Here is a 23,552-nt window from a genome sequence, read left to right as displayed (position 1 = left end):
CAAGATAAAAAAACGTTGTTTCGAAAATACCGCATAATTGTTTCATAAATGTATCATTTAACCGCTTTCAAGTTTTTTATGTCTTCCATCCTTCTCGGAAGCAAAAATGTAATGAATATTGTAGTACCTATTTCTTCACTACTCTCAATCCGCATGCTTCCACCCTGCTTATTCATAATCTCCTGACAAATATACAAACCATAACCATTCCCGTAACTAGAAGGAAGTGCTTTTCTCTTCGGAGACTCATTCCACTCTGCAAGCACCACTTCATCTATACCGATCCCATCATCATGAACAAAAACCTTCGCCTCATGCTCATTTACAATTACATTCATACGAATGTGCGAAGCATCACTATACTTAATTGCATTATCAAGCACATTTAAGAAAATTTGCTTCGTCTTATCAAAATCCGCAACAACATGTACATCCGTTAACTCATTTATCACTTCAATTTCAAACTGATTTAGACGAGGTTTCACAATTGAAACGGCTTCTTCTGCCAATTCCTTTATATTCACAACTGTAGGAGACACCTCAAACGTACTCGTCCCATATTTCGAAGACTTAAGCAGTTCCTCTACAAGTGATAATAAACGCTCACTTTCCACCGCCACATAACGAAGACTTTCCTGTACATCTTCTTTCGATTGTAACTTCGGAATTAAATCAACATAACCGATAATTGCCGTTAGCGGTGTTTTTAGCTCATGCGTAATGCGGTCTAGGAAATCTTTCTGCTTCTCTTTCTCCTCCTGCAATTGCTTAATATGCAGCTCAATTCCATCAGCCATCGCATTAAAAGATGCTGAAAGCTGAGCGATTTCCACGTACTCATTTAACTCAATCTTACTCTTATAATCACCATTCGCGAGCCTCTGTGCCATTTGTCTCAACTGATCAATCGGTTTATGAAGAGACTTCGCCAAACGAATCGCAAAGAAAATACCGGTAGCTACTAGGCAAAGAGATGTCATTAAGAACGTCCAGCTCACATTTGTTAAAACTTCCTTCTCACCCGTTAACTCATTTATAAAACGAATACTTCCAATGACATCGTTTCCATAATAAACCGGGCTTGAAAACAAAAGAATAGGAGCTGGATCCGCCTCCTCAAAAACGTAAGACTTCTTCCCCTTCAAAGAACTCTCAATGTCGATGTTACGGTGAAGCAATGCCCCTTTTTGTGTATCTGCAACAACATCGCCATTCTTCCCAATCATCTGCACACGGACATCCATACGCTTCGCTAAATACGACGCAATTAAAAGTGAATTCGGACCAAGCGTATCCACTTCTGCTTCCTTCTCTAAATAATTCATCGTATAAATTTGTGCTTCTACACTTAACTTTTCTAAAGAATCTGCTGCGTTATGATACATATTCTTTTCTAACGTAATATAAACAACTGCATATAAAAGAACAAAAATCGGAATTAACAGCCCAACTATTCCAAACACCATATTTCGTTTTAAAGACATACCATCACCACTTAACAATCCAGTTTATAGCCAACGCCATAAATTGTCTTAATATATTCTCCGCTCGTCCCAAGCTTCTTGCGAAGTCTCTGCACCATAATATCAACTGCTCTCGTATTTCCGATATACTCAAATCCCCATACTTTCTCAAGTAACTCATCCCTCATAAACACACGCTGCGGATTTGAAACAAATAACTGACATAAATTAAACTCTCGGTATGTTAACTGAATCTCTTGTCCACTCACATGTACCTTTCTTTCCTTAGGACAAACCACTATCTCTCCAGCCTCAATTACTTCATGACTTACAGCAGCCTCCGCCTTCTTTACACGCCGCGCCATATTCTTAATCCGAAGAATAAGCTCCGCATAATTAAACGGCTTCGTCACATAATCATCCGCACCAAGCTGCAAGCCAAGCAACTTATCATTCATCTGACTCTTTGCCGTTAACATAAGCACCGGAATATCCCTATCCCTCTCACGGAACAAACGAAGCAACTCATACCCATCCGTATCCGGAAGCATAACATCCAAAATCAATACATCCGGCCCTTCATTCCATCGCTCCAAAGCTTCTCTCCCATCAGCCGCTGCCAATACTTCATAACCTTCCATCTCCAACTGCATCCGAATCAAATTACGAATACTCGATTCATCATCAACCACAAGTATTTTCATCATTCTCCTCCTTCCATCATGTATTATAGTACAGTTTAGTATAGCAAAAATCCTATAAAAAAAGAGAGGGTATTGTCGAACATATTTTGTCGACGATACCCTCTCCTGTTATATTTTCTCTTACACACTCGCAACAATAACTTCAGCACGCCCTACAATCTTATATTCCCCAAAGTTACTTGGTAATATGAAATGATCCCCTTCTTCAAATCGATACGTTTCATTACCATGTATTAACTCTCCTTCTCCATCTATTACACTTAAGAGAAGAAATGGACTTTTTTGCGTTAAATTAACCACTCCATCTAAATTCCATTTATTTACGGAAAAATAAGAGCACTCAATAAACTTGGTTACACATAAATCTTCTATTTCTTCATATTGAACAGCTTGTTGGCTTGAAACAAATGGTGTTTCTATTACTTCCACACTTTTATCAAGATGAAGTTCACGTAAATTACCTTCTGAATCTCTTCTATTATAATCATATAATCGATAAGTAGTATCAGAGTTTTGCTGTGTTTCTAATATTAAAATACCTTCACCAATTGCATGAACCGTTCCGCTTGGAACAAAGAAGAAATCACCTGGCTTTACTTTCACACGTTGTAATAGCTTGTCCCATTCTTCTTGTTCAACCATATTTACTAGTTCATCTTTTGTCTTTGCGTGATGCCCATAAATAATCTCAGCACCTTCTTTACAATCAATGATATACCAGCATTCAGTCTTTCCTAGCTCACCATTTTCATTTATACGTGCATACTCATCATTTGGATGCACTTGAACAGATAAGTCACGATTTGCATCTAAAATTTTTGTAAGAAGGGGGAATCGATCTCCCTCAATATCCCCAAATAATTCTCGATGATTATTCCACAATTGTCCTAAAGACAGCCCTTTATACTTTCCACTTTTAACTACGCTTTGTCCATTTTGATGTGCAGCGAACGCCCAACATTCTCCCGTTTGTTCTGATGGTATTTCATATCCGAAAGAAGTTAATTTCGTACCACCCCAAATTCTTTCTTTAAAAATGGGTGCAAAAAATAATGGTTCTGTCATGATTAAAATCCTCCATTTTATACGATGTCGTCTAATAATTTATATGCTTCCTCTTTCGTTTGGACAGATATTAACCGCTCTCTATAACTATCATCCATAAGCTTTCGTGAAAGCATTTGAAGAATCTTCAAGTGCTCATTTCCTTCACTCTCTCTCGGAACTGCAATCATAAATACTAATTTTGCATCCGTTCCGTCTAAACTTTCCCAATCTACCCCCGATTGTTTAATCCCGAATGCAACACTCGGTTTTTTTACTGCATCCGACTTTCCATGAGGAATTGCAATGTTCATTCCAATCCCTGTACTACTCTCTGCTTCTCGACTCATAATAGCTTGCTTAAACTCCGAATCTGAATGTAAAACACCTACAACATTTAATTTCTCAATCATTTCATCAATAATATCGTCACGTGTCTCTCCTGCTAAATTAATATCAATTAACTCCAGACTCGTTATATCTGTTAATTTCTGAATTTCAACTTTTTCAGCTTTCTTTTCTATTACTTGCTCTTGAACTTCTGCTACTTCCTTTGTTGCTGACACTTCTTTCATTTCTTTTAATTCCTGTGTTTCTTCAGCTTTTGAAATATCTTTCTTTAATACATTCACAATAACCGCTGTAACAAGAGAACCTGCAATAATAGCAATAAAGAACATAAACACGTTATCTACAGCTCCTAGTATCGCAACAATTGGTCCACCATGTGCTACTCTATCCCCTACGTTACCAATCATTGCAATAACAGCACCTGTCATCGAACCAGCCATAATACTTGGAATAACACGTAATGGATCCTGCGCTGCAAAAGGAATAGCTCCTTCTGTAATACCGAATAAGCCCATCGTAAATGAGGCTTTCCCCATTTCCTTTTCCGACTCTTGGAACTTTCTCTTTCCTATAAATGTAGCAAGTCCCATCCCAATTGGCGGAATACAAATTGCTGCTGCAATCGGTCCCATAATTTCATAATTTCCTTCTCCAATCATTGCGGAACCAAATAAGAATGCCACCTTATTTACTGGACCACCCATATCAAATGAAATCATTGCACCTAAAATTAAGGCTAAAAGAATCGAACTTGAACCTTGCATACCAGATAACCAAGCTGTTAACGATTCAAATACTTGCGCTACAGGAGCACCAATAATAAACACAAACGCTAAACCTACAATAAGTGATGTAAATACCGGAATAATAATAATTGGCATAATTGGTTGAATTGCTTTTGGCACTTTTAACTTTTTAATTCCCAGAGCTACATAACCAGCTAAGAAACCTGCGATAATTCCACCTAGGAAGCCAGCCCCACTCTCACTACCATAAAAACTTCCCGTTGCTGCGATATATCCGCCAATCATACCAGGAACTAGTCCAGGTTTATCAGCTATACTATACGCAATATAACCAGCTAAAATTGGCACCATGAATGCAAATGAAGCTCCACCTATTTGCTCAATTGTTTTCCAAAAAGATCCTTCTGGTATTACTAAACCACCAGGAGTTTTTTCGCCGCCAAGTGTCAATGCAATTGCGATTAATAATCCCCCAACAACAATGAAAGGAACCATGAATGATACACCATTCATTAAATGACGGTATATAGGGTTTTGTTTTTTTCCTTGCGAATCATTTCCTGTTTTTTGCACATCCGAATGATACACAGGAACATTGCCATCTATTACTTTTCGAATGAGTTCCTCTGGTTTACGAATACCCTCTTTAACTCCTACAACTAATAACTTTTTGCCTATGAATCTATCTTTATTTACTACTCGATCCGCAGCTATAATGATGCCATCAGCTTCACGAATCTCTTGCTCAGTAAGTTCATTTTCAACACCTATACCACCTTGTGTTTCAACTTTCATTTGAATCCCTAATTTATCCGCTGCTTTTTGCAAGTTTTCTGCAGCCATATACGTATGGGCAATCCCATTTGGACACGATGTAATCGCTAATACTTTCATTTTAATCCTCCTCACCCTTATGTAAGCGCCTACAAATACTATATATCAATATTCGATTCATAAAAGTTTTCTTTTTTACCGTAACCTCCGGAAAAAACATTATTTTACCGGAGCAAACAAAAAAGTAAGGCTTCTCGCCTTACCTATTCATATCTTAAATAAGATAAAAACTTCATTATATTCTTTTCCTTTATAAGCTTCTGAACAAAAACAGGTTGTTCACTTATAAAAGACAACTCATGAAATAACTGTTTCGTAACTTCCTTCCCATCACTCTTAACTGCTAACATAAATACAAGCGATACTTTCTCTATTCCCCAGTCTAGTGGCTCCTTCAGCGTAGCCACTGCAATTGCGGATTGTTTAATTAACTTAGGACTTCCGTGCGGAATGGCGACTCCTGCACCAATTGTCGTTGCTGACATTCTATCTCTAGCAATCGCACTTTCAACATACTCTTTCTCTACATATCCCTTTTCATAAAGAGATCTCGCTAATCTTTCAATTAATTCGTAACGATGCTCTACTTCCTGTTGTAAAAAAACTAAAAAAGGAGTTGTATAATTCAATAAAACAAAGTCCTTATTTTCGTTAGATGGTAGTTCATCTAATTTCTTCATAAAATTCTCTAACTTACTTTCTTCCCTCCGCTCTAATAAAGGAGATACAACACAATGAGGAATCTTTAACTGTGGAAGATCTATCGTAGAAATAATAAGCTCTACCTTTTTATTTTTCATTAAGTATTCTTCCAAATCGGACTTTGCGATACAATCCATCACATGGACATGCCGGAATTTCCTTTCAATTTTTGTCCGTAATAATTGCGACATCCCTATCCCCATATGACAAACAATAATTACATTTTTTGATACCTTTTTATCGTTCAAGCGCTCCATTGCCGCCTGAAAATGCAAAGTAAGATAGGCTGCCTCTTCCTCAGGGATTTGTAAACTTAATGATTGATTCATATCATCCAGCTCATGAATTAACATATCAAACATATACGGATACATGCGCTTAATTTCATGAAGCATCGGATTCGAGACAGAAAGATTATATTGCAAACGATTTAATGTCGTATACAAGTGCATCTGTAGTCCCTCTACTAAAAATGTATCCTTATCGAAATCGATTTCATTCAACTTAGACATACGATCTATTAAATGCGATACAACTTGTGAAAGCACAGGACTACTCATATTTAACTTATTTCTTTCCCATTCATCTTGATAGCGGATTTTTCCACCTAAAATATGAATGGCTAAATACGCTATCTCTTCTTCAGTAAAATGAACAGTAAATACAAACTCTAACCTTGTTAAAAAATCTAATGTCCACCCATACTCTTTCGTCTCTCGCACAATGTTCAAATCATCTGTAGACATTGAAATTGGTTGCTTTAGCTTCATCCTCCGCACCATAATTAACGTATGTAATAAAAGATTTTCTAACGTATCATCTGTAAAAAATATAGCGTATCTTTTTTGTAACGCTTTCAATTCAGTCATTACAAATTCAATTTCATGATACAAAAACTGCTTTTTAATAAATTGATTCATTAACTCCTGATTATGAATTAAATCTGATAGTTTAGCTAATGCTTTTCTCTTATTTCTCTCATCGCCTTCTACCGTTAAGCCTACCCTCTGCTTTAAAATTAACTCTAATCCCAGTTCCTCAAGCCACTTTTCAATTCTATCTAAATCTTTCTTAACTGCAGCTCTATTAACAAAATAATGCTCAGCAAGCTCCTGCACCGTAACTGGCTTAACATTCATCAACAAACTATACGCTATTTGCAACACTCTCTCCTCGTCTGATGCATAGCTTACATTCTGTTTTACAGCATACAATTTATTAAACAAACTCGCTCTATCATAATCCTTAATTTCTAAACAGACACCTAAACCTGGTTTCCGAATAAGAAGTGCATCTGAATACTTCTCTAAATATTCCTCAATCACCTTAAAATCATTACGAATCGTCTTCTCCGAACAACCTATCCTATCAGCAAGCTCCTGCACTAACAAATACTCATTAGACTCAGATAATAAAACTTGTAAAATTTCCTGTTGTCTTTTATTCATCTATTTCACCTGTTTCTTTTATCCTTTACAAACGATATATTACTAACTTAGTGTATTTATCATAGCATATTGGTAGATTAGTGAATCAGTGGATTTTATAGTTTGGAATTTGTTCATAAAAAAAGAGTTCGATATTCAACCGAACTCTTCTAAAATTTATTATAAACGATTCATAATGTCTTCTTTAATAGTAAGTAACTTTTGTTCACTATTTTGTAAAGAACTATCTTTTACACCAAAGTAAAACTTAATCTTCGGCTCAGTTCCAGATGGACGTAGGCAGAACCATGAACCATCCTCTAATTGATATTTTAACACATTTGATTTCGGTAAGTGAATCTCTTCTTTATGTCCATCTTGCAAAGATGTAACAACGCTCGCTTTATAGTCTTCAACTGCTACGACTGTTAAGCCCGCCACTTCTTTCGGAGGATTCTCACGGAACGTTGCCATCATCTCTTGGATTTTTTCCGCTCCATCTTTTCCTTTTAACGTTAACGATACAAGGTCTTCACGGAAGAAGCCGTATTTCTCAAATACTTCTAATAGACCGTCATATAACGTTTTCCCTTGTGATTTGTAGTATGCAGCTACTTCACATGCAAATAGGACAGATTGTACTGCATCTTTATCACGGCAGAATGGGCGGATTAAATAACCATAGCTTTCCTCATAACCGAATTGGAATTCATATTGTCCGCTTTCTTCATACTGTCTAATTTTCTCACCGATAAATTTAAATCCAGTTAACGTATCAACTGTATCTAAACCGTATGCTTTTGCAATTGTACGACCAATTTCAGACGTTACGATTGTTTTTAATACGACACCGTTCTCCGGAAGCGTTCCGTTTTCTTTCTTTTGAGATAGTAAGTAATCAAGCATTAATGCACCTGTTTGATTTCCTGTTAATACTTGGAACTCACCATTATGATTACGCACTGCTACACCTAGACGATCTGCGTCAGGATCAGTTGCGATTAATACATCTGCGCCTACCTTTTCACCGTCACGAATGGCATACTCAAACGCTGCGTGCTCTTCTGGGTTCGGTGATTTTACTGTAGAGAAGTTTGGATCTGGTAACTCTTGCTCTTTTACAACTGTTACATCTGTAAATCCAACTTCTTTTAAACCACGGCGTACAGAAATATTTGATGTTCCGTGTAATGGTGTAAAGACGATTTTTAAGTCTTTACCAACCTTTTGTACCATTTCTTTATTAATGATGACATTGTTCAATTCTGCAGCATATGCATCATCTACTTCTTGTCCAATAATATGTAATAAACCGTCAGCTTTTAATTGCTCTACATCAGCGACTTCAACTGTTAATTCATCTTCTACTGCATTTACGTAGCTAATTAACTCATCTGCCTCTTTTGGAGGTAACTGTCCACCATCTTCACCGTATACTTTGTATCCGTTATATTCAGGCGGATTATGGCTTGCCGTAAGAACGATTCCACTTACTGTATGTAAATGACGAACTGCGAAAGAAAGTACTGGCGTTGGACGTAAGCTTTCAAACACATATGTTGTGATACCACATGCACCAAGTGTAGCAGCAACTTCCATTGCAAACTCAGGTGATTTATGACGAGAATCATAGGCTACAACAACACCGCGTTTTTTCGCTTCCTCACCTAACTTTTCGATAAAGCTTGCTAATCCTTTTGTTGCTTTACGAACTGTATATACATTTAAACGGTTCGTACCAGCACCAAGTTCACCACGCATACCACCTGTGCCAAACTCTAGATTTTTATAAAAGCTATCCTCGATTTTCTTCTCATCTTGCTTCATATTTTCTAGCTGTTCTTTTAATTCTGCATCTAATTGTGCGTAAGAAAGCCAGCGATCAAATTCTTTTTTCCAATTCATTCTATTATCCTCCAATTTCAAATTTAAAAGGTATGCCATAGAACACATACCTTTTAAACTAGCAAGTTAATTCCTTATATTTTAATTTTAAATCCTTATTTCTCATACCCATGGGGTTTCTTCTGATGCCAATTCCAAGCATGTTCAATAATTTTTACATTTACATACTTAGGATCCCACCCTAACTTCTCTTTCGCTTTATGAGAAGAAGCAACTAAACACGCTGGGTCTCCTGCAAGGCGCGGTGCTACTTCAGCTGGAACCTCATGATTTGTAACTTCACGAACTGCATCAACGATTTCTTTTACACTGAATCCATTACCATTTCCTAAGTTATAGAAATCGCTCTTTCCGCCGTTCTGCAAATCTTTAAGCCCTAAGAAGTGAGCGGCTACTAAATCCTCAACATGAATATAATCACGGATACAAGTACCTTCTGGTGTATTATAGTCATCACCAAACATCATACTCTTCTCACGTTGACCTAGCGCCACTTGCAGCACAAGAGGGATCAAATGTGTCTCTGGGCGGTGATCTTCACCAATAATACCATTTGAAATTGCACCAGCTACGTTAAAGTATCTGAAAATCTTATAGCGTAAATTAGAGGCTTGGCTATACCAATTAAGCATCTTCTCGATTGCTAGCTTCGTCTCTCCGTATGTATTCGTCGGATTTGTCATCGTTTCCTCAGTAATAAGGTCCACATCTACATCACCATACGTTGCTGCAGTAGAAGAGAAGAGAAAATAAACTTATCTACTTTAAACTCATCCATTACTTCTAACAAGCAAAAAGCACCATACACATTATTATAATACTGAAGGGGCTTCTCCATACTAACTCCAACTAAAGAATCAGCTGCAAAGTGCATTACCGCCTCAATATTTTCTTATTTAAAAACATCTCTTAAAAATGAATTATCACGAAGATTACCATTATAAAACTTCGCACCTTCCGTAATTGCATCTTCATGACCAGTTTGTAAGTTATCTACTACTACAGATAAACCTTCATCTATTGATTTTTTTACAGCGTGAGAGCCGATATAGCCCGCAGATTAGAATTGAATTCATTGTTTTCCTACTTTCCTCATAACTGCATTTTCAAGCTTATGAATATTTAATTTATAGTACATGAGATTATGGACATATGCTTTAAACGTCTAAAGTATGTACACTGAAAACTTAAAGACGTTATTTAATATAGCCATTTTTATTATTTGATTGCCATTTCCAAGAGTCAGCACACATTTCTTCTAATCCGCGTGTTGCCTCCCAGCCTAATTCACGCTTTGCTTTCGATGCATCAGCAAAACATACTGCCACATCACCTGGGCGACGCTCTGTAATTTTATAAGGAACTTTCTTGCCCGAAACTTTTTCAAACGCTTCAACCATCTCTAGTACACTATAGCCCATGCCTGTGCCCAGGTTATAAGCATCTACTCCTGTTGTACTCAGTACTTTCTCAAGCGCCTTTACGTGACCATTTGCTAAGTCCACAACATGGATGTAATCACGGACTCCTGTTCCATCTTTCGTTGGATAGTCATTTCCGAATACGCTTAATTCTTTTAACTTACCTACCGCTACTTGCGTTACATATGGCATTAAGTTATTTGGGATTCCATTTGGATCTTCTCCGATACGCCCACTTTCGTGTGCACCAAATGGATTGAAATAGCGAAGTAATGCGATACTCCATTCTGCGTCTGCAAATGCTACATCACGCATAATTTGCTCAATCATTAATTTCGTTTGACCATATGGATTTGTTGCACTTAATGGAAACTCCTCCGTAATCGGTGACGTTTCCGGGATACCATATACAGTTGCAGATGAACTAAAGATTATCTTCTTTACATTATGTTTCTGCATTACTTCACATAGCACTAACGTGCTTGTAATGTTATTATGATAATATGTTAATGGAATCGCTACTGACTCCCCTACAGCTTTAAATCCTGCAAAGTGAATAACTGCTTCAATTGCATTTTCTTCAAAAATTGCGTCAAGCGCTTTGCGATTTAAAACATCTTCTTTATAAAACTTAAATTGTTTTCCTGTTATTTCTTTCACTCGATTTATAGATTCTACCGAGCTATTCGAAAGATTATCCACTACTATAACTTCGTAACCGCTATTTAGTAATTCTACACATGTATGACTACCAATATATCCTGCTCCACCTGTTACAAGTATTTCCATAATTATAGTCCTCCCAAAAAAACTTAATATTTAAACCTCTATTATAGAAAGTTTTTCCTCAACTATTTTTAAATCTTCAAGCGAATCAATTTCAAAACTATCATTACTATTGATTTCATATAAATGAACATCAAGTTTCGTAATATTATCCTTCACGATATTATCCCAATATAATTCACCAAAGTTTTCTTGAGCAACTACCTTTTCAAGCTCTTTCACTATATAAGCCGCATCATTTTTAGACCAATATGAAATACCACATAAAATATAATCATTATGACCATTACCGACTTCAATATCGTACACTCTATTATTCACACCATATTTAATAATCCACTCATTACAAAAATGTTCTTTTTTCGCACTAAAATATAAAGATGAATTAGGTTGTTCAATAAAAATATTACGATGTAAATATACATCTGCATCAACAACATATGCATTTGATAAATATTCTCTCACTAAATACATAGTATAAATATTATTGTATACATTATATTTGTCATTATATACAAGTTTAATATTTTTATATTTATCAGTAAGATAATTAAATTTTCCTGATAGATATCCAGTAACAACAATAATTTCTTCTATACCTTTTTCCTGTAAAAATTCAATTTGACGTTCTAACATTGGCTTCCCCTGTACTTCAACTAAAGATTTAGGTTTTGTTAAAGTTAATGGACGTAATCTTGTCCCCATACCTGCTGCTAATAAAATCGCTCTCATGCTGCTTCACCTCTATATTTTTTCTTTCTAAACCCTTGTGAATCTGAAACTGTTAAAACAGCCCCCATAATAATAAATAAACAACTAATTATTAATCCACCTGAAAGGGAGGCACCTAGTATAAATACAGAAATTAAAATTGACCAAGCTGAATATGTAATATTTAATGCCATCGCTTTAGTTGGTCCTAATTCACGAATTGCTTTATAGTAAAAAACATATGAAGCTGTTCCCACTAATGCAATAAAAATGATTAAAATAAAGTCACTACTAAAAACAACTTCTCTTGTTAAAAAATGTCCACCTAAAGAAGGTAAAATTACTAACCCATACGTAATAGACGAAACAAGTTGACGAATTTGTAAAGCCTCTTCCGGGGAAACTTCATTGTCCTTCATACCGTATGCACAAATCACACACTCCAATCCCCATCCCAAAACACAAATTAAAGCAAATACAAAGCCTAAAATGTAACTTTCTGTAGAATTACTTACTCCTGCAAAACCTAATATGGTAATACCCGCCATACTGACTATAAGCCCTAACCAATTCCAAGAACGTAACCGCTCTTTAAGAAACATAAATGCAAAAAAAGCTCCTACTGCAGGATATATTGCCGAAATAGCAGCTGTATATGATGCACCAATGTATTTTACAGCTAATACATAAAAGGTCATACCTAACGGCCCACCTAAAAGCGCACCAAAAACTACAAAGAGCCCACTTCTTGTTTTTAATTTTGAAAGTACAGTCGTTAACTTTCCTTTCATAGCCATATAAATCATCATCCACATTGCAGACATAAAATCATGCAAAAAAGTGCTAACTAGAGGCGCAAGAAATATAACTTGTTTTGTTTCCATCATAATTGCTGAAGACAAAACAATTCCAATTAATATAGTATCTACAGCCCAAGCAAAACCTGAAAAAGCACCATATAGGATACCTTTACTTTGCTTTAGATTCATAATGATATCCTCCATAATACTCTATAAATAATTGCATATTTTCTTTAGCTCTATGATAACGATCCATCCCATATGTACCAAAATCGCTCCCAGTAGCTTCTTTAATTTTCGTCCAAATGCTCCATAAAAAATCTTGGAAAATTTTATTCATTAATATTCTTTTTTTATGTGAAGATTCTATTTTCCCATTAAAATAATATTTTAAAAATAGCTCTTCATCTTCAACAGAAAATCCACTTTCTAAACAATGAGCGGCAATATCCCACATTGGATCATTTAGACCACCATATTCCCAATCAATCAAATAAATTTTATTTTCGCCACTTTTCACAAAATTTTCAGGAACAGTATCATTATGACACGGCGTTAACTTAATTTTCATTCCTTCATAAACGCCTCTTAATTCCATGACTTCTCTTTTAACTTTTTCATAGTCATTAAAGTTAGAACCGTTTACCCTATCTAACAACTGTTCATAATGTTCGATTTTTTCAAATACATTAAACCTATTACTCATTAATGCGTTTGAATTATGTAAATCCCTCAAGACTGTAGCTGTTAACACCATATTATCATTACGTTTTGCAGTTTTCGGATTTAATGTTTCTGCATTAGAAATAAATTTAGCTAATTTCACACCTGTACTCTCATTAAAATAGAGTAGTTCAGCATCAATTCCTAACTCACTTGCAAACTTCGAATTTACCATTTCATCATATCGGTTAATCATATCTTCAGTACCACTTCCAGGAATACGCAGTACATATTCAGAATTATCCACACATACTTTAAAATTAGTATTAGTCATGCCTCCAAATGGCTGAATATCTGTAATTTTATCTTCCTGAACCCCTAATCCCTCTACAATGCATTGCTTTATTTGTTTTTCTTTAAATTCTGCCTCCTTGCGCATTAAACGAGGATAAATTGTATTTTTAACAATTTCGTATTGTTGTTTTGTATCAATCTCAGCCCATACAACATTTTGCAACTTTACATATCCAATGTCATAAGTTCTCGCAATATCTAAAAGTAAATATTCGTAATTTACATATGGATTTTGATTACATGCAAATACTTCTAACATTTTATCAAAAACGTTATACGAAACCTTTGAAATCCCAATCATCTCACCATCAATACGATTTAATTGGTGGATATCTTTAGAAATTTTATATAAATGTCCTTCTTGAATTTCAACAAAGGCCTCATCCCCAGAGCCACTCTCATTTGTAATTAGTACACAATCTCTTTCAGGATGTTTTAATACCTGTCTAATTGCATTTTCTTCTATTAAAATATCATCTTCAATTAATAAAAAATCATCATTGATTATTCCTTTTGCACAAGCAAGCGAAGCCATTGATCCTGTCCATTTGTAATCCTGGTTCTCTACAAAATACAAGCCCCGATGTTTACTCCAAGGAACAAACCTCTCCTTTTTATACCCAGAAATAATAACTATTTTTTCAATCCCATGATTATATAAGATTTCTATATTCCTATTTAACAGTATTTTATCCCCTATAGATAATAAACCTGATGGCATTTCTAATTCTTTTCGACTCCCAGCCGCTAAAATAACTGCTTGCTTAATTTTTTTATAACCATTTTGATTTATTTTAATTTTCTTTTTCTGAAGAATAGCTAGTTCCCTTTGCAAAAAAAGAAATCCATCTTCCTCTAAATAATACCTTATATGCTTTCCTGCTTTCTCGCTAGAAACATATTTTTTCTCTATTAAATCACTAATAATGTAATTTACTTTTCCTGTAGAAATCCCACAGTATTCCGCAATTTTTTTCTGACTTAATTTCAGTTCTCGATTAATGACTTCTAGTACTCTTAATATATCTTGCAAATCAATAGCCCCCATGATATCAATAATACATTCAAAAATTGAATATATCATTGATGTTATCATCAATAAATTACGATGTAAACAGTATCAAAATTATCTTTTATGTTTTTGTTAACATTTTTCACCTTTATCTCTCGCCACTTTAAAAAATTAAAAATACATCCTTGACTTGTTCTTCACCATGCCACAAACTAATAATTTGTGATACCTTAAAAATTACCAATTAACAATAACCTAAATATTAAAGGAGGAAGTTCCTTTGTCAAATAATGAATTAGCATCTAAATTTGAAACAATAATGGAAAAATTAAATTTAATGGATAAAAAAATAGAACAAATAGAACTATGTGTGGATGACTTTGAATTAGATTCCACTGGAGAAAAAGATTGTACAGAAGCCTTTCAAAATATGTTAAAAAATACAGATCCTAACAAAACAATATGTTTTTCAAAAGGCGGTATTTATCGTTTTTCAAAAACTATCTATTTAAATCCACATCAAAAAATAGACTTTAAATACGCAACTATCCTTCATGATGGTGATGGTATATTATTTGATACTAATTTTAAAACACATAATCCTGTTTACTTAAGAAACGCATTTATTCAAATGAATAAAAATCATCCTACACAAATTGCATTTAATTTAAGAAAAATTTCTGGAGGTTATTTTAATAATATACTTCTAGAGAATGGAGCATATGGATTTTATGCAGAGCAATCCCATACATATGAACTAAATAAAATCTATCATAAAAACCCTTCTAAAGCCGGTATTTATCATGATGGTGATGGTGGTTGTGAAATGACTTGGCATGACATACAGATTGTTTTTGTAGGGGCATTTACGGGGAAATATGGTATTGAGATATCAAGAACAACTACAGAAGACTTAGGTGGATATTATTGGCATAATGTTTTGATTGTTGTTAATAGACCATCCGGTGCCACAGCTCAACAGGGAATATATGTTCATGGACCTATTGGAGAAAAAGCTATTATAGTTCTTAACCTAATTGGTGGTGGTGCTGATGGTTTTGACGTTGAAGATGCGGAAAGTGGTAAGTATGCACTCAAGCTAGAAAATACAGCTAATCATCGCATTTCTCAAGGTTGGATTACCTCTATTTGCTTAAATAATACCGATAACTCTACTATTTCTAATTTAAATAATCCATATGGGTTATTTCTCAAAAATCATAACAACGCAATAAATGTAAGTTTATTGCAATGTGGAGAATCAACCGCATTTAATTTTGATGAAAATGCAAAAATAACAAACTTTCATTATTCCAACATTCGTACTAATGGAGAGCTTACAAATCAGCACAGGAAATTAACTGAATTTGCCGACCGACATGCAAAAACGATATATACTGATCCATTAAATGGGGATGGAGCTTTAGTTATTGCTGATTCACATAACCCACAAAATCGATTCCATTTAAGAATAGATGAATTTGGGCAATTAATTTTTTTAGATCAAAGTTTCGAAAAAGTAATACTACAAGTTTCTCAAGCGGGCACTATTAGATTACCAAATGACGCAAATGTATTAATTAACAATCAAAAGGTTCTAGGTGAAAGAAGACCTGGATGGAATAATCCACCAACCGGTATTGCAAATCGAAATAGTTGGGACTCTTCCACTGCCTCACTTCAAGATGTTGCTAGTACATTAAAAGCACTAATAGATGATTTACAGGAACACGGTTTAATTTAAATAAGTAAATGAATATTTAAGTTATAGCCTTTTATTTAGTTTTCTTTATAAATTAAGGTATACTCTTATTTGTATTTCATTATTTTACTCGAATATAAATGTTATGTAGAAAGGTTCAATAAAACGATGCAAAAATCACTTTTAAAAAACATTATCTATAAAGTATTGTTGAATTTATTCAACCTAATCCTTCCAATTTTAGTAGGTCCTTATGTTTATAGAACGCTAGGTGCCTCTTCCATCGGAAAGGTACAATTCTCTGAATCTATCTTTAATTATTTTTTCATTTTTGCTGTATTTGGGGTTTATCAATATGGAATGCGTGAAATGAGTCTTATTAAAAATGATAAACAAAAAGTAAATAAACTTTTTACAAGTCTATTTACAATTAGCTTTGTTACTAGTATAAGCTCACTACTTATATATCTTTCCTTTTCTTATATTGGATACGGAGACAACATTATTTTCCCTATACTCCTAATTTACGGAATAAATTTCATTGGTTCCATTTTTTATGTAGAATGGGTTAACGAGGCTTTTGAGAATTATGATTTCATCACCATAAAAACTATTATTATTCGTATTTTTTATGTAATTTTTCTGTTTATCTTAATAAAAGGCTCTGATGATTACCATCAATATGCTTGGCTATTGGTACTCTCAACTTTTCTTAATAATATTATTAGCTTTATCTATGTTAAACGCCGTTTACAATTTGATTTTCAAAATATAAATATTATAAAACATATTAAACCATTATTTTTGGTTGTAATCTTTTCAAATGCTAACATCTTATATACGCAATTAGATCGTTATATGTTAGGGCAGTATGTAAGTACCAAGGCTGTATCTTACTATGCAATGGGACAACAAATTATGAGTATTATTCACATGCTCATGCTCAGTATCATACAAGTAACTATCCCTCGCTTATCACATTTATCGGGGGCTCAAGATGATACCTCTTATATTAGACTGTTAGATACCATTTCAAAACTCTATCTTTGTTTTCTCTTCCCCGCTTCAGTAGGACTTTATATAGTTTCTGATGTCGGTGTATATATTTATGGTGGAAAAGAATTTATGAATACCGGAAACGTTTTATCTATTTTCTCTATTTATATGATATCTCTTGGAATCGAATCAATATTAGCTAATCAAGTAATTTATGTAAAAAAGGGAGAAAGTATGTTGGTGAAACTTATTTTCATATGTGGTTTCTTCAATTTATTACTAAATATTTTATTAGTAAATATGAACATTCTTTCACCTTCATCTGCCATTGTAACAACAACTATCGCAAATTTTTCTCTTTTCACAATGGAATATATCTATATAAAGAAGAAGTTGAATGTCAATTTCAATTTATTTGAACTATCTAAAATGAAATATGGTCTTTATTCATTAGTATTCATTCCGATTTCGTACCTAATTCGCTTATATATATTCAAACCTATTCCATTATTCATTTCTTTAGTAAGCGTGAATATGGCTGTATACTTATTAATTTTATTTATAACAAAAGATGAAATTCTTCATATGTTTTTAAATAAGATTAGATCTAAATTCAATCGATAATTACAGCATATACAAATCCAATCTAATATAAAATTGAACCTCACTATAAAAAAAGTTTCGGTAAAATAAAATGTACCCTATAGAATAGACACTTGAAAAAAGTCTATTCTATAGGGTATTTCTTGTATAATAAAAGGAAAATTGGGATCGGAGAATGTTGAAAATGACAAAAAACTATTTACAGAAAGAGAAATTCAAATTCTATCAAATAACCTATACGTAAAATCTGTAAGTCAGAAAGGTATCACTTATACAGAGGAATTTAAGCATATTTTTATTGAGAAAAATGAAAGAGGAAAGCTACCTCGAAATATTTTTGAAGAATGTGGTTTTGATATAGATATCATTGGAATGAAACGAGTTATGTCATCGGGAAGTAGATGGCGTGCTGCTTATAGAAAAAATGTGTATTGGGTTTAAGGGATACACGTATCGAAAACGCTGGAAGAACTCTTGAGAGAGAGCTTACGTTAGAAGAAAAGTATGCCCGTTTAGAAGCCGAACGAAACTTACTAAAGGCGGAAAACGAATTGCTAAAAAAAATCAAACTTATGGAAGGGAGGATGAGAAGGAAATAACACTACCACCTAGTCAGAAATTCATCTTGATTTATGGTCAGTCATTTGTGTAAAGTAGCTGGTGTATCCGGTTCGGGATACTATAATTACTTTTCAGTTTCATCTCAAGAACAACGGAAACAAAAGAGTGATCGAGATGAAATCTTGAAGGAAACCATATTAAAAGCACTTCGATTTAGAAATAGAAAGAAGGGGGCTCTTCAGATAAAGATGACATTGGCGGGTCAGTTTCAAGTTATCTACAATTTAAAGCGTATCCGTAGAATTATGAAGAAATACGAGATTATTTGTCCGGTTCGCAAAGCGAATCCTTATAAAAGAATGCTTAAAGCTATAAAAGAACATCGAATAGTACCGAATCAATTAAATCGGGAATTTTAAAAAAATACCCCAGGGAAAACACTTCTTACAGATATCACCTATTTAGTTTACGGTAAGAATCAAAGGGCCTATTTATCTACAATTTTAGACGGCTCAACTAATGAAATTTTAGCTTACCATGTTTCAGAACAGATGACATTAGAGCTCGTAACGACAACTCTCCATAAACTAAAAAGGAATCCGCGGATTCGATTGACTGAAGGTGCTTATATTCATTCAGATCAAGGATCCCACTACACAAGCCCTACCTATCAAAAGCTAGTCAAAAAGCTAAATCTTGGACAATCCATGTCAAGAAGAGGAAACTGTTGGGATAACGCCCCACAAGAATCGTTTTTGGTCATCTGAAAGATGAAGCTTATATAAAACCTTGCGCGTCCTTTAATGAATTGAAACAAGAGATTAAGAAATATATGACGTATTATAATTATAATCATTATAGATATCAATGGAATTTAAAAAAGATGACTCCTGTTGGATACAGAAATCATCTTCTTGATGTTGCCAAACTTTTTTCAAAATGTCCTTTACAAAGGGTACAGATTAAAATACCGAAACTTTTTATATATATTTAATGTATTTTATACTACAAATATATTAAACTTAACCATTTAGATACCCTTATAATCTACCTTAAAATTTATTCATAAATTGCTTCAATATTTTTTAAAGATACAACTTTTATATTACTACCCGAATTAGCGTAATCCCAATTTTCATCTTTAACCATATAATTAGGTCCATAATTTTCAATTAAATATTGTCTATAATTCGATGGAATTGGGAATTCTTCACCCTTAAATAGTATATTTGTACTTCCTAAATATGTAGATGTTGCTGTCTTAGCTATCCATCCAGTTACTATTTGTTTTTCTCCTTTAATTCTAGTCGTCATCTCTTCAGTGTCTTCAAAAAAATAACACCAAACCTTATCATTTCCCTCTCTATAATAATAAAATATATCTATATGCGCATCTTTATAAATATAAGTTTGTTCAACTATTATATTATTAACTACAAATTCCCTTAATTTAGTAAACCCCTTACTCAATAACGTACCTTCTAATTCTCTTTTTTCTTCTTCAAGCATATTAAAGGCACCAACATCTGCATCTAAATCATGGCCAATAAAATCTTTCTCTCGAATTGCGCCTAATAAAGTTCCATAATCTAGCCAAAACTCCTTCTGATGTTTTTGAAATGATTCTTTTACTAGCACCAAACATTCTAATCCGTACTGTTGAATAGCCTCCCTTTTCCATTGTGTTTTCTTCTTAAACCGATATTGTAAAGGTTTCTTTAATAATGCATATACAAACTTATTATTTTTTATGGATTTTTTTAATTTGGCTGTTAACTTCATTTATATCATTCCATTCCTAACTGTATTATTTCCCCTATAAATTTTTAGTATAAACATTTTATTTACTAATAAAATAATTTGATATATATTCACCCCAAACACTATGACCTTTCATATTTGGGAAACCAAACTCATCCTCTAAATAATGTGTAATCTCTTTTGTTGTTGCATCAGGCCATGCTCCCCAATGATCAACATATGTATAACCATTTTGCGTCGCAAATTGCTTTAACGCTTCAATCGCTTTCGGATAATTCTTCGCACCATACACTGGGTTTGGTGGTTGAATCATAATTGCAGCGCCCTTTGTATTAGTAGAAAGTGCCTGAACAAACTTCTGTGTATTTACAACAGAATTTCCATTACCAGTTTTGCTATTATCAGTAATAAATGGTGGCTCAAATAGAATTAAATCTGGATTATTTTTCGCAATCTCTTTATCGCGTTTATTCGCGATTAATTCTTCTGTACTTTCACCTTTATATTCCTTTATCGTCACATTCCAAAAACCTTTACCATAAGAAGCCTCTAAATTAGCAGTTAACTTTTCTGCCCAAGCACCTTTTTCCGAAGAAGAAGCTTCATCACCAACAATAACAAGATTTACTGCCTTCTTCTCCTCAGTAGCTTTCTTTAATTTTTCTTTCACTGCATCCGGCAAATTCTTTGCATATGCCTCATTAAAAGATGCCTTTACACCTTGTTTTTTTTCTTCTTTCTTCACTCCGCTATCTTTCACTTCAGCTTTTTTTTTCGTTACTTCACTCGTTTGCCCTGTTGCATTCGCAATCTTTTTATTCCAATATAGTTTACCGCTCACGATTGAAGCAACAAACAATACAAAAATAACAAGGACAAGTACTGATTTCTTATTCATCGATTCACCTCATCTATTAATCTCACAATATATAATACTAATATAAACCTATGCAAAAATAAACCCAACTCCTTCCAAAGGAGTTGGGTTTATTACATATTACTTAGTCAATTCAAGATGTGCTCTTAATTTGTTTGTTAAATCCTGTTTTGCTGCATCTGGAACATAGTAGTACCAAATACCATCGGCAGCTTTATGCCCGTCACCTGGAATTTGTATTTCTTCACTGTTCTGCATGCAATCCTTATAGTTCTTTTGAATATCAAACATTTGCTCTTGCGTTAAACTTGTTTTAACGTTTTTCTCAATCGCTTTTAATACATCACCGTAGCTTGCCAGAGAAGAAACACTAGCACCTTTTTTAATGACTGCTTGGATAACTTGACGTTGGCGCATTTGACGCCCAAAATCACCACGTGGATCCTGATATCTCATTCTAGAATATAGTAGTGCTTTATCCCCATTTAAATGCAAGTCACCTTTTGCATAATGCACTCCATCAATAGTAAAGTCCATATCATTATTAATATCCACTCCACCGACTGCATCAACAATATCTTTAAATCCAGCCATATTTACTTCAATATAGTGATCTACCGGTACATCAAGGAAATTTTCAACCGTTTTCACTGCCATATTAATACCACCGAATGCATAGGCATGATTAATTTTATCTTTTTTACCTTTTCCAACAATTTCTGTATAAGAATCACGTGGAATACTGGTGATTTTCATAGATTTGTTTTTTGGGTTTAAAGTAAACAACATTAGGGAATCTGATCGTCCTACCTCATCTTTTCGTTGATCGCTTCCCATTAACAAAATTGAAATTGGCTTTTTATCTGCTACATCTACATTCTCTGTTCGCTTTTCTGATTTGTTGCGATCTAATGGTTTATGCACAGCATCTAATGTATTTGAAACATTAGAATAAATGTGATATGCATATGCACCACCACCAATAATAATAATGCCTAGTATACCAAGAATCCAAAATAAAATTTTCTTTTTCATTCTTATACCCTCTTTGCTTATAATTACAAATAAAATACTAAGACCTCTTCATTATATTATAGCAATACTATTAAATAATAAAGCTAGATCATAAAATTAATGTAACCTATTCTACGGATGAGAAACAATTAAAGTCACATTTCCTTTTATAACAAAACTTTCAATTCCATTAGGAAGAATAAAATGATTTCCCTTTTTAATATCAAATTCCCCACTCACAGTTCTTAAAGTTGCTTCGCCGTCAATTACGCTGATTAATTGAAAATATTGATTCTGTTGAAAAGATGCTTCCGTTTGGATCTCCCATTTATAAACTGAGAAGTATCTTTCTTTTACATATTTAGTAACAATGGCACCGTTTTCTTCTTCAATTTCAGGATAAACTTTATAATCCTCATGAGGAATCATTGATACAGCTATTGATTTTTCAACATGTAATTCTCGCTTATTTCCATTACCATCAACACGATCATAATCATACACACGATATGTCGTATCTGAACTTTGCTGTGTTTCCAACACTAACGTTCCTTCACATAACGCATGGATAGTTCCACTTGGTACATAGAAAAAGTCACCAGGCTTAATTGGTATCCGACGCAGTAAACGATTCCACTCGCTATTTTCAACCATGACCTTAAATTCTTCTTTAGTTTGAGCCGTATGCCCATACACCATTTCAGCATTTTCTTTACAATCAATAATATACCAACATTCTGTCTTCCCTAGCTCACCATTTTCATGAATATTCGCAAACTCATCGTTTGGATGCACTTGTACAGATAAATCTTTTTTTGCATCTAAAATTTTGGTTAATAAAGGAAACTTCTCAGTTTGATAGTTACCAAATAATTCTCTATGCTTATCCCACAGTTCTTTTAATGTTAATCCTTTATATTTACCGCTCTTTACAATACTTGGCCCATTTAAATGGGCAGAAATTCCCCAGCATTCACCGGTAGTTTGTGAAGGTAAATCATAATTAAATCCTTTTAAAGATTCTCCTCCCCAAATACGCTCCTGTAACACTGGTTGAAAAAATAATGGTTCTTTATACAAAATAACTCCACCTCTAGTTACACTTACTACTAATC

At 33.9% G+C, this 23,552-nt stretch carries 16 protein-coding genes and 2 pseudogenes; 3 read left to right on the top strand and 15 right to left on the bottom strand.

The annotated features are described in order from the left end of the window. Positions 1 to 53 precede the first annotated feature (53 nt). From MKY38_RS23520 to MKY38_RS23470, 11 genes and pseudogenes are all read right to left on the bottom strand, one after another. Positions 54 to 1,484, bottom strand: coding sequence for a HAMP domain-containing sensor histidine kinase (locus MKY38_RS23520; RefSeq protein ID WP_078384750.1), 1,431 nt, complete (start codon positions 1,482 to 1,484; stop codon positions 54 to 56). 11 nt (positions 1,485 to 1,495) lie between these two features. Further along, on the bottom strand, positions 1,496 to 2,167 hold the full coding sequence (locus tag MKY38_RS23515) for a response regulator transcription factor (RefSeq protein WP_000699550.1): 672 nt from the start codon (positions 2,165 to 2,167) through the stop codon (positions 1,496 to 1,498). A gap of 120 nt (positions 2,168 to 2,287) precedes the next feature. Next, entirely contained in the window at positions 2,288 to 3,232 is a 945-nt protein-coding gene (manA, locus tag MKY38_RS23510; protein ID WP_341049855.1) for a mannose-6-phosphate isomerase, class I, read from the bottom strand. 17 nt (positions 3,233 to 3,249) lie between these two features. Beyond that, a complete protein-coding gene (locus tag MKY38_RS23505) occupies positions 3,250 to 5,202 on the bottom strand; it encodes a PTS fructose transporter subunit IIABC (RefSeq protein WP_341049853.1) in 1,953 nt (650 codons plus the stop codon). Positions 5,203 to 5,345: 143 nt separating this feature from the next. Further along, positions 5,346 to 7,292, bottom strand: coding sequence for a BglG family transcription antiterminator (locus tag MKY38_RS23500; protein ID WP_341049851.1), 1,947 nt, complete (start codon positions 7,290 to 7,292; stop codon positions 5,346 to 5,348). 159 nt (positions 7,293 to 7,451) lie between these two features. Beyond that, positions 7,452 to 9,176, bottom strand: coding sequence for a phospho-sugar mutase (locus MKY38_RS23495; protein WP_341049849.1), 1,725 nt, complete (start codon positions 9,174 to 9,176; stop codon positions 7,452 to 7,454). A 95-nt stretch (positions 9,177 to 9,271) separates the two neighbouring features. Beyond that, positions 9,272 to 10,224: pseudogene (gene galE / locus MKY38_RS23490) on the bottom strand (UDP-glucose 4-epimerase GalE). Between the two features lie 148 nt (positions 10,225 to 10,372). Beyond that, positions 10,373 to 11,386 carry a UDP-glucose 4-epimerase GalE gene (gene galE / locus MKY38_RS23485; RefSeq protein WP_341049847.1) on the bottom strand — a complete coding sequence of 338 codons (1,014 nt, stop codon included), beginning with the start codon at positions 11,384 to 11,386 and terminating at the stop codon, positions 10,373 to 10,375. 30 nt (positions 11,387 to 11,416) lie between these two features. After that, positions 11,417 to 12,115: a sugar phosphate nucleotidyltransferase gene (locus tag MKY38_RS23480; RefSeq protein ID WP_341049845.1), complete on the bottom strand. Its 699-nt coding sequence runs from the start codon at positions 12,113 to 12,115 to the stop codon at positions 11,417 to 11,419. Then, entirely contained in the window at positions 12,112 to 13,083 is a 972-nt protein-coding gene (locus MKY38_RS23475; RefSeq protein ID WP_341049843.1) for a DMT family transporter, read from the bottom strand. Before MKY38_RS23475 ends, MKY38_RS23480 begins: the two co-directional genes overlap by 4 nt. After that, on the bottom strand, positions 13,064 to 14,959 hold the full coding sequence (locus MKY38_RS23470; RefSeq protein ID WP_445286086.1) for a phosphotransferase: 1,896 nt from the start codon (positions 14,957 to 14,959) through the stop codon (positions 13,064 to 13,066). The genes MKY38_RS23475 and MKY38_RS23470 overlap by 20 nt, the downstream gene beginning before the upstream one ends. A gap of 244 nt (positions 14,960 to 15,203) precedes the next feature. Between MKY38_RS23470 and MKY38_RS23465 the strand changes: the two genes are divergently transcribed. The 3 genes and pseudogenes from MKY38_RS23465 to MKY38_RS23455 form a co-directional block, all read left to right on the top strand. After that, the gene (locus MKY38_RS23465; RefSeq protein ID WP_341049841.1) at positions 15,204 to 16,667 is read left to right on the top strand and encodes a hypothetical protein; all 1,464 of its coding nucleotides are present in this window, start codon (positions 15,204 to 15,206) and stop codon (positions 16,665 to 16,667) included. Positions 16,668 to 16,793: 126 nt separating this feature from the next. Beyond that, the gene (locus tag MKY38_RS23460; RefSeq protein WP_341049840.1) at positions 16,794 to 18,245 is read left to right on the top strand and encodes an oligosaccharide flippase family protein; all 1,452 of its coding nucleotides are present in this window, start codon (positions 16,794 to 16,796) and stop codon (positions 18,243 to 18,245) included. A gap of 141 nt (positions 18,246 to 18,386) precedes the next feature. Beyond that, positions 18,387 to 19,710, top strand: a pseudogene (locus MKY38_RS23455) (IS3 family transposase); the annotation flags it as partial. Between the two features lie 134 nt (positions 19,711 to 19,844). Here MKY38_RS23455 and MKY38_RS23450 read toward each other — a convergent pair. The 4 genes from MKY38_RS23450 to manA (MKY38_RS23435) form a co-directional block, all read right to left on the bottom strand. Continuing rightward, complete coding sequence (locus tag MKY38_RS23450; protein WP_341049838.1) at positions 19,845 to 20,567, bottom strand: LicD family protein; 723 nt, start codon at positions 20,565 to 20,567, stop codon at positions 19,845 to 19,847. Positions 20,568 to 20,625: 58 nt separating this feature from the next. After that, a complete protein-coding gene (locus MKY38_RS23445) occupies positions 20,626 to 21,444 on the bottom strand; it encodes an SGNH/GDSL hydrolase family protein (protein WP_341049836.1) in 819 nt (272 codons plus the stop codon). A 99-nt stretch (positions 21,445 to 21,543) separates the two neighbouring features. After that, positions 21,544 to 22,458 carry a polyisoprenyl-teichoic acid--peptidoglycan teichoic acid transferase TagU gene (gene tagU, locus MKY38_RS23440; protein WP_341049834.1) on the bottom strand — a complete coding sequence of 305 codons (915 nt, stop codon included), beginning with the start codon at positions 22,456 to 22,458 and terminating at the stop codon, positions 21,544 to 21,546. 111 nt (positions 22,459 to 22,569) lie between these two features. Next, on the bottom strand, positions 22,570 to 23,517 hold the full coding sequence (manA, locus tag MKY38_RS23435; RefSeq protein WP_341049831.1) for a mannose-6-phosphate isomerase, class I: 948 nt from the start codon (positions 23,515 to 23,517) through the stop codon (positions 22,570 to 22,572). Positions 23,518 to 23,552 lie beyond the last annotated feature (35 nt).

Origin of the sequence: Bacillus sp. FSL R5-0585, assembly GCF_038004545.1 — a bacterium.
Classification (GTDB): domain Bacteria; phylum Bacillota; class Bacilli; order Bacillales; family Bacillaceae_G; genus Bacillus_A; species Bacillus_A cereus.
This window is presented reverse-complemented; position numbering and strand designations above follow the sequence as displayed.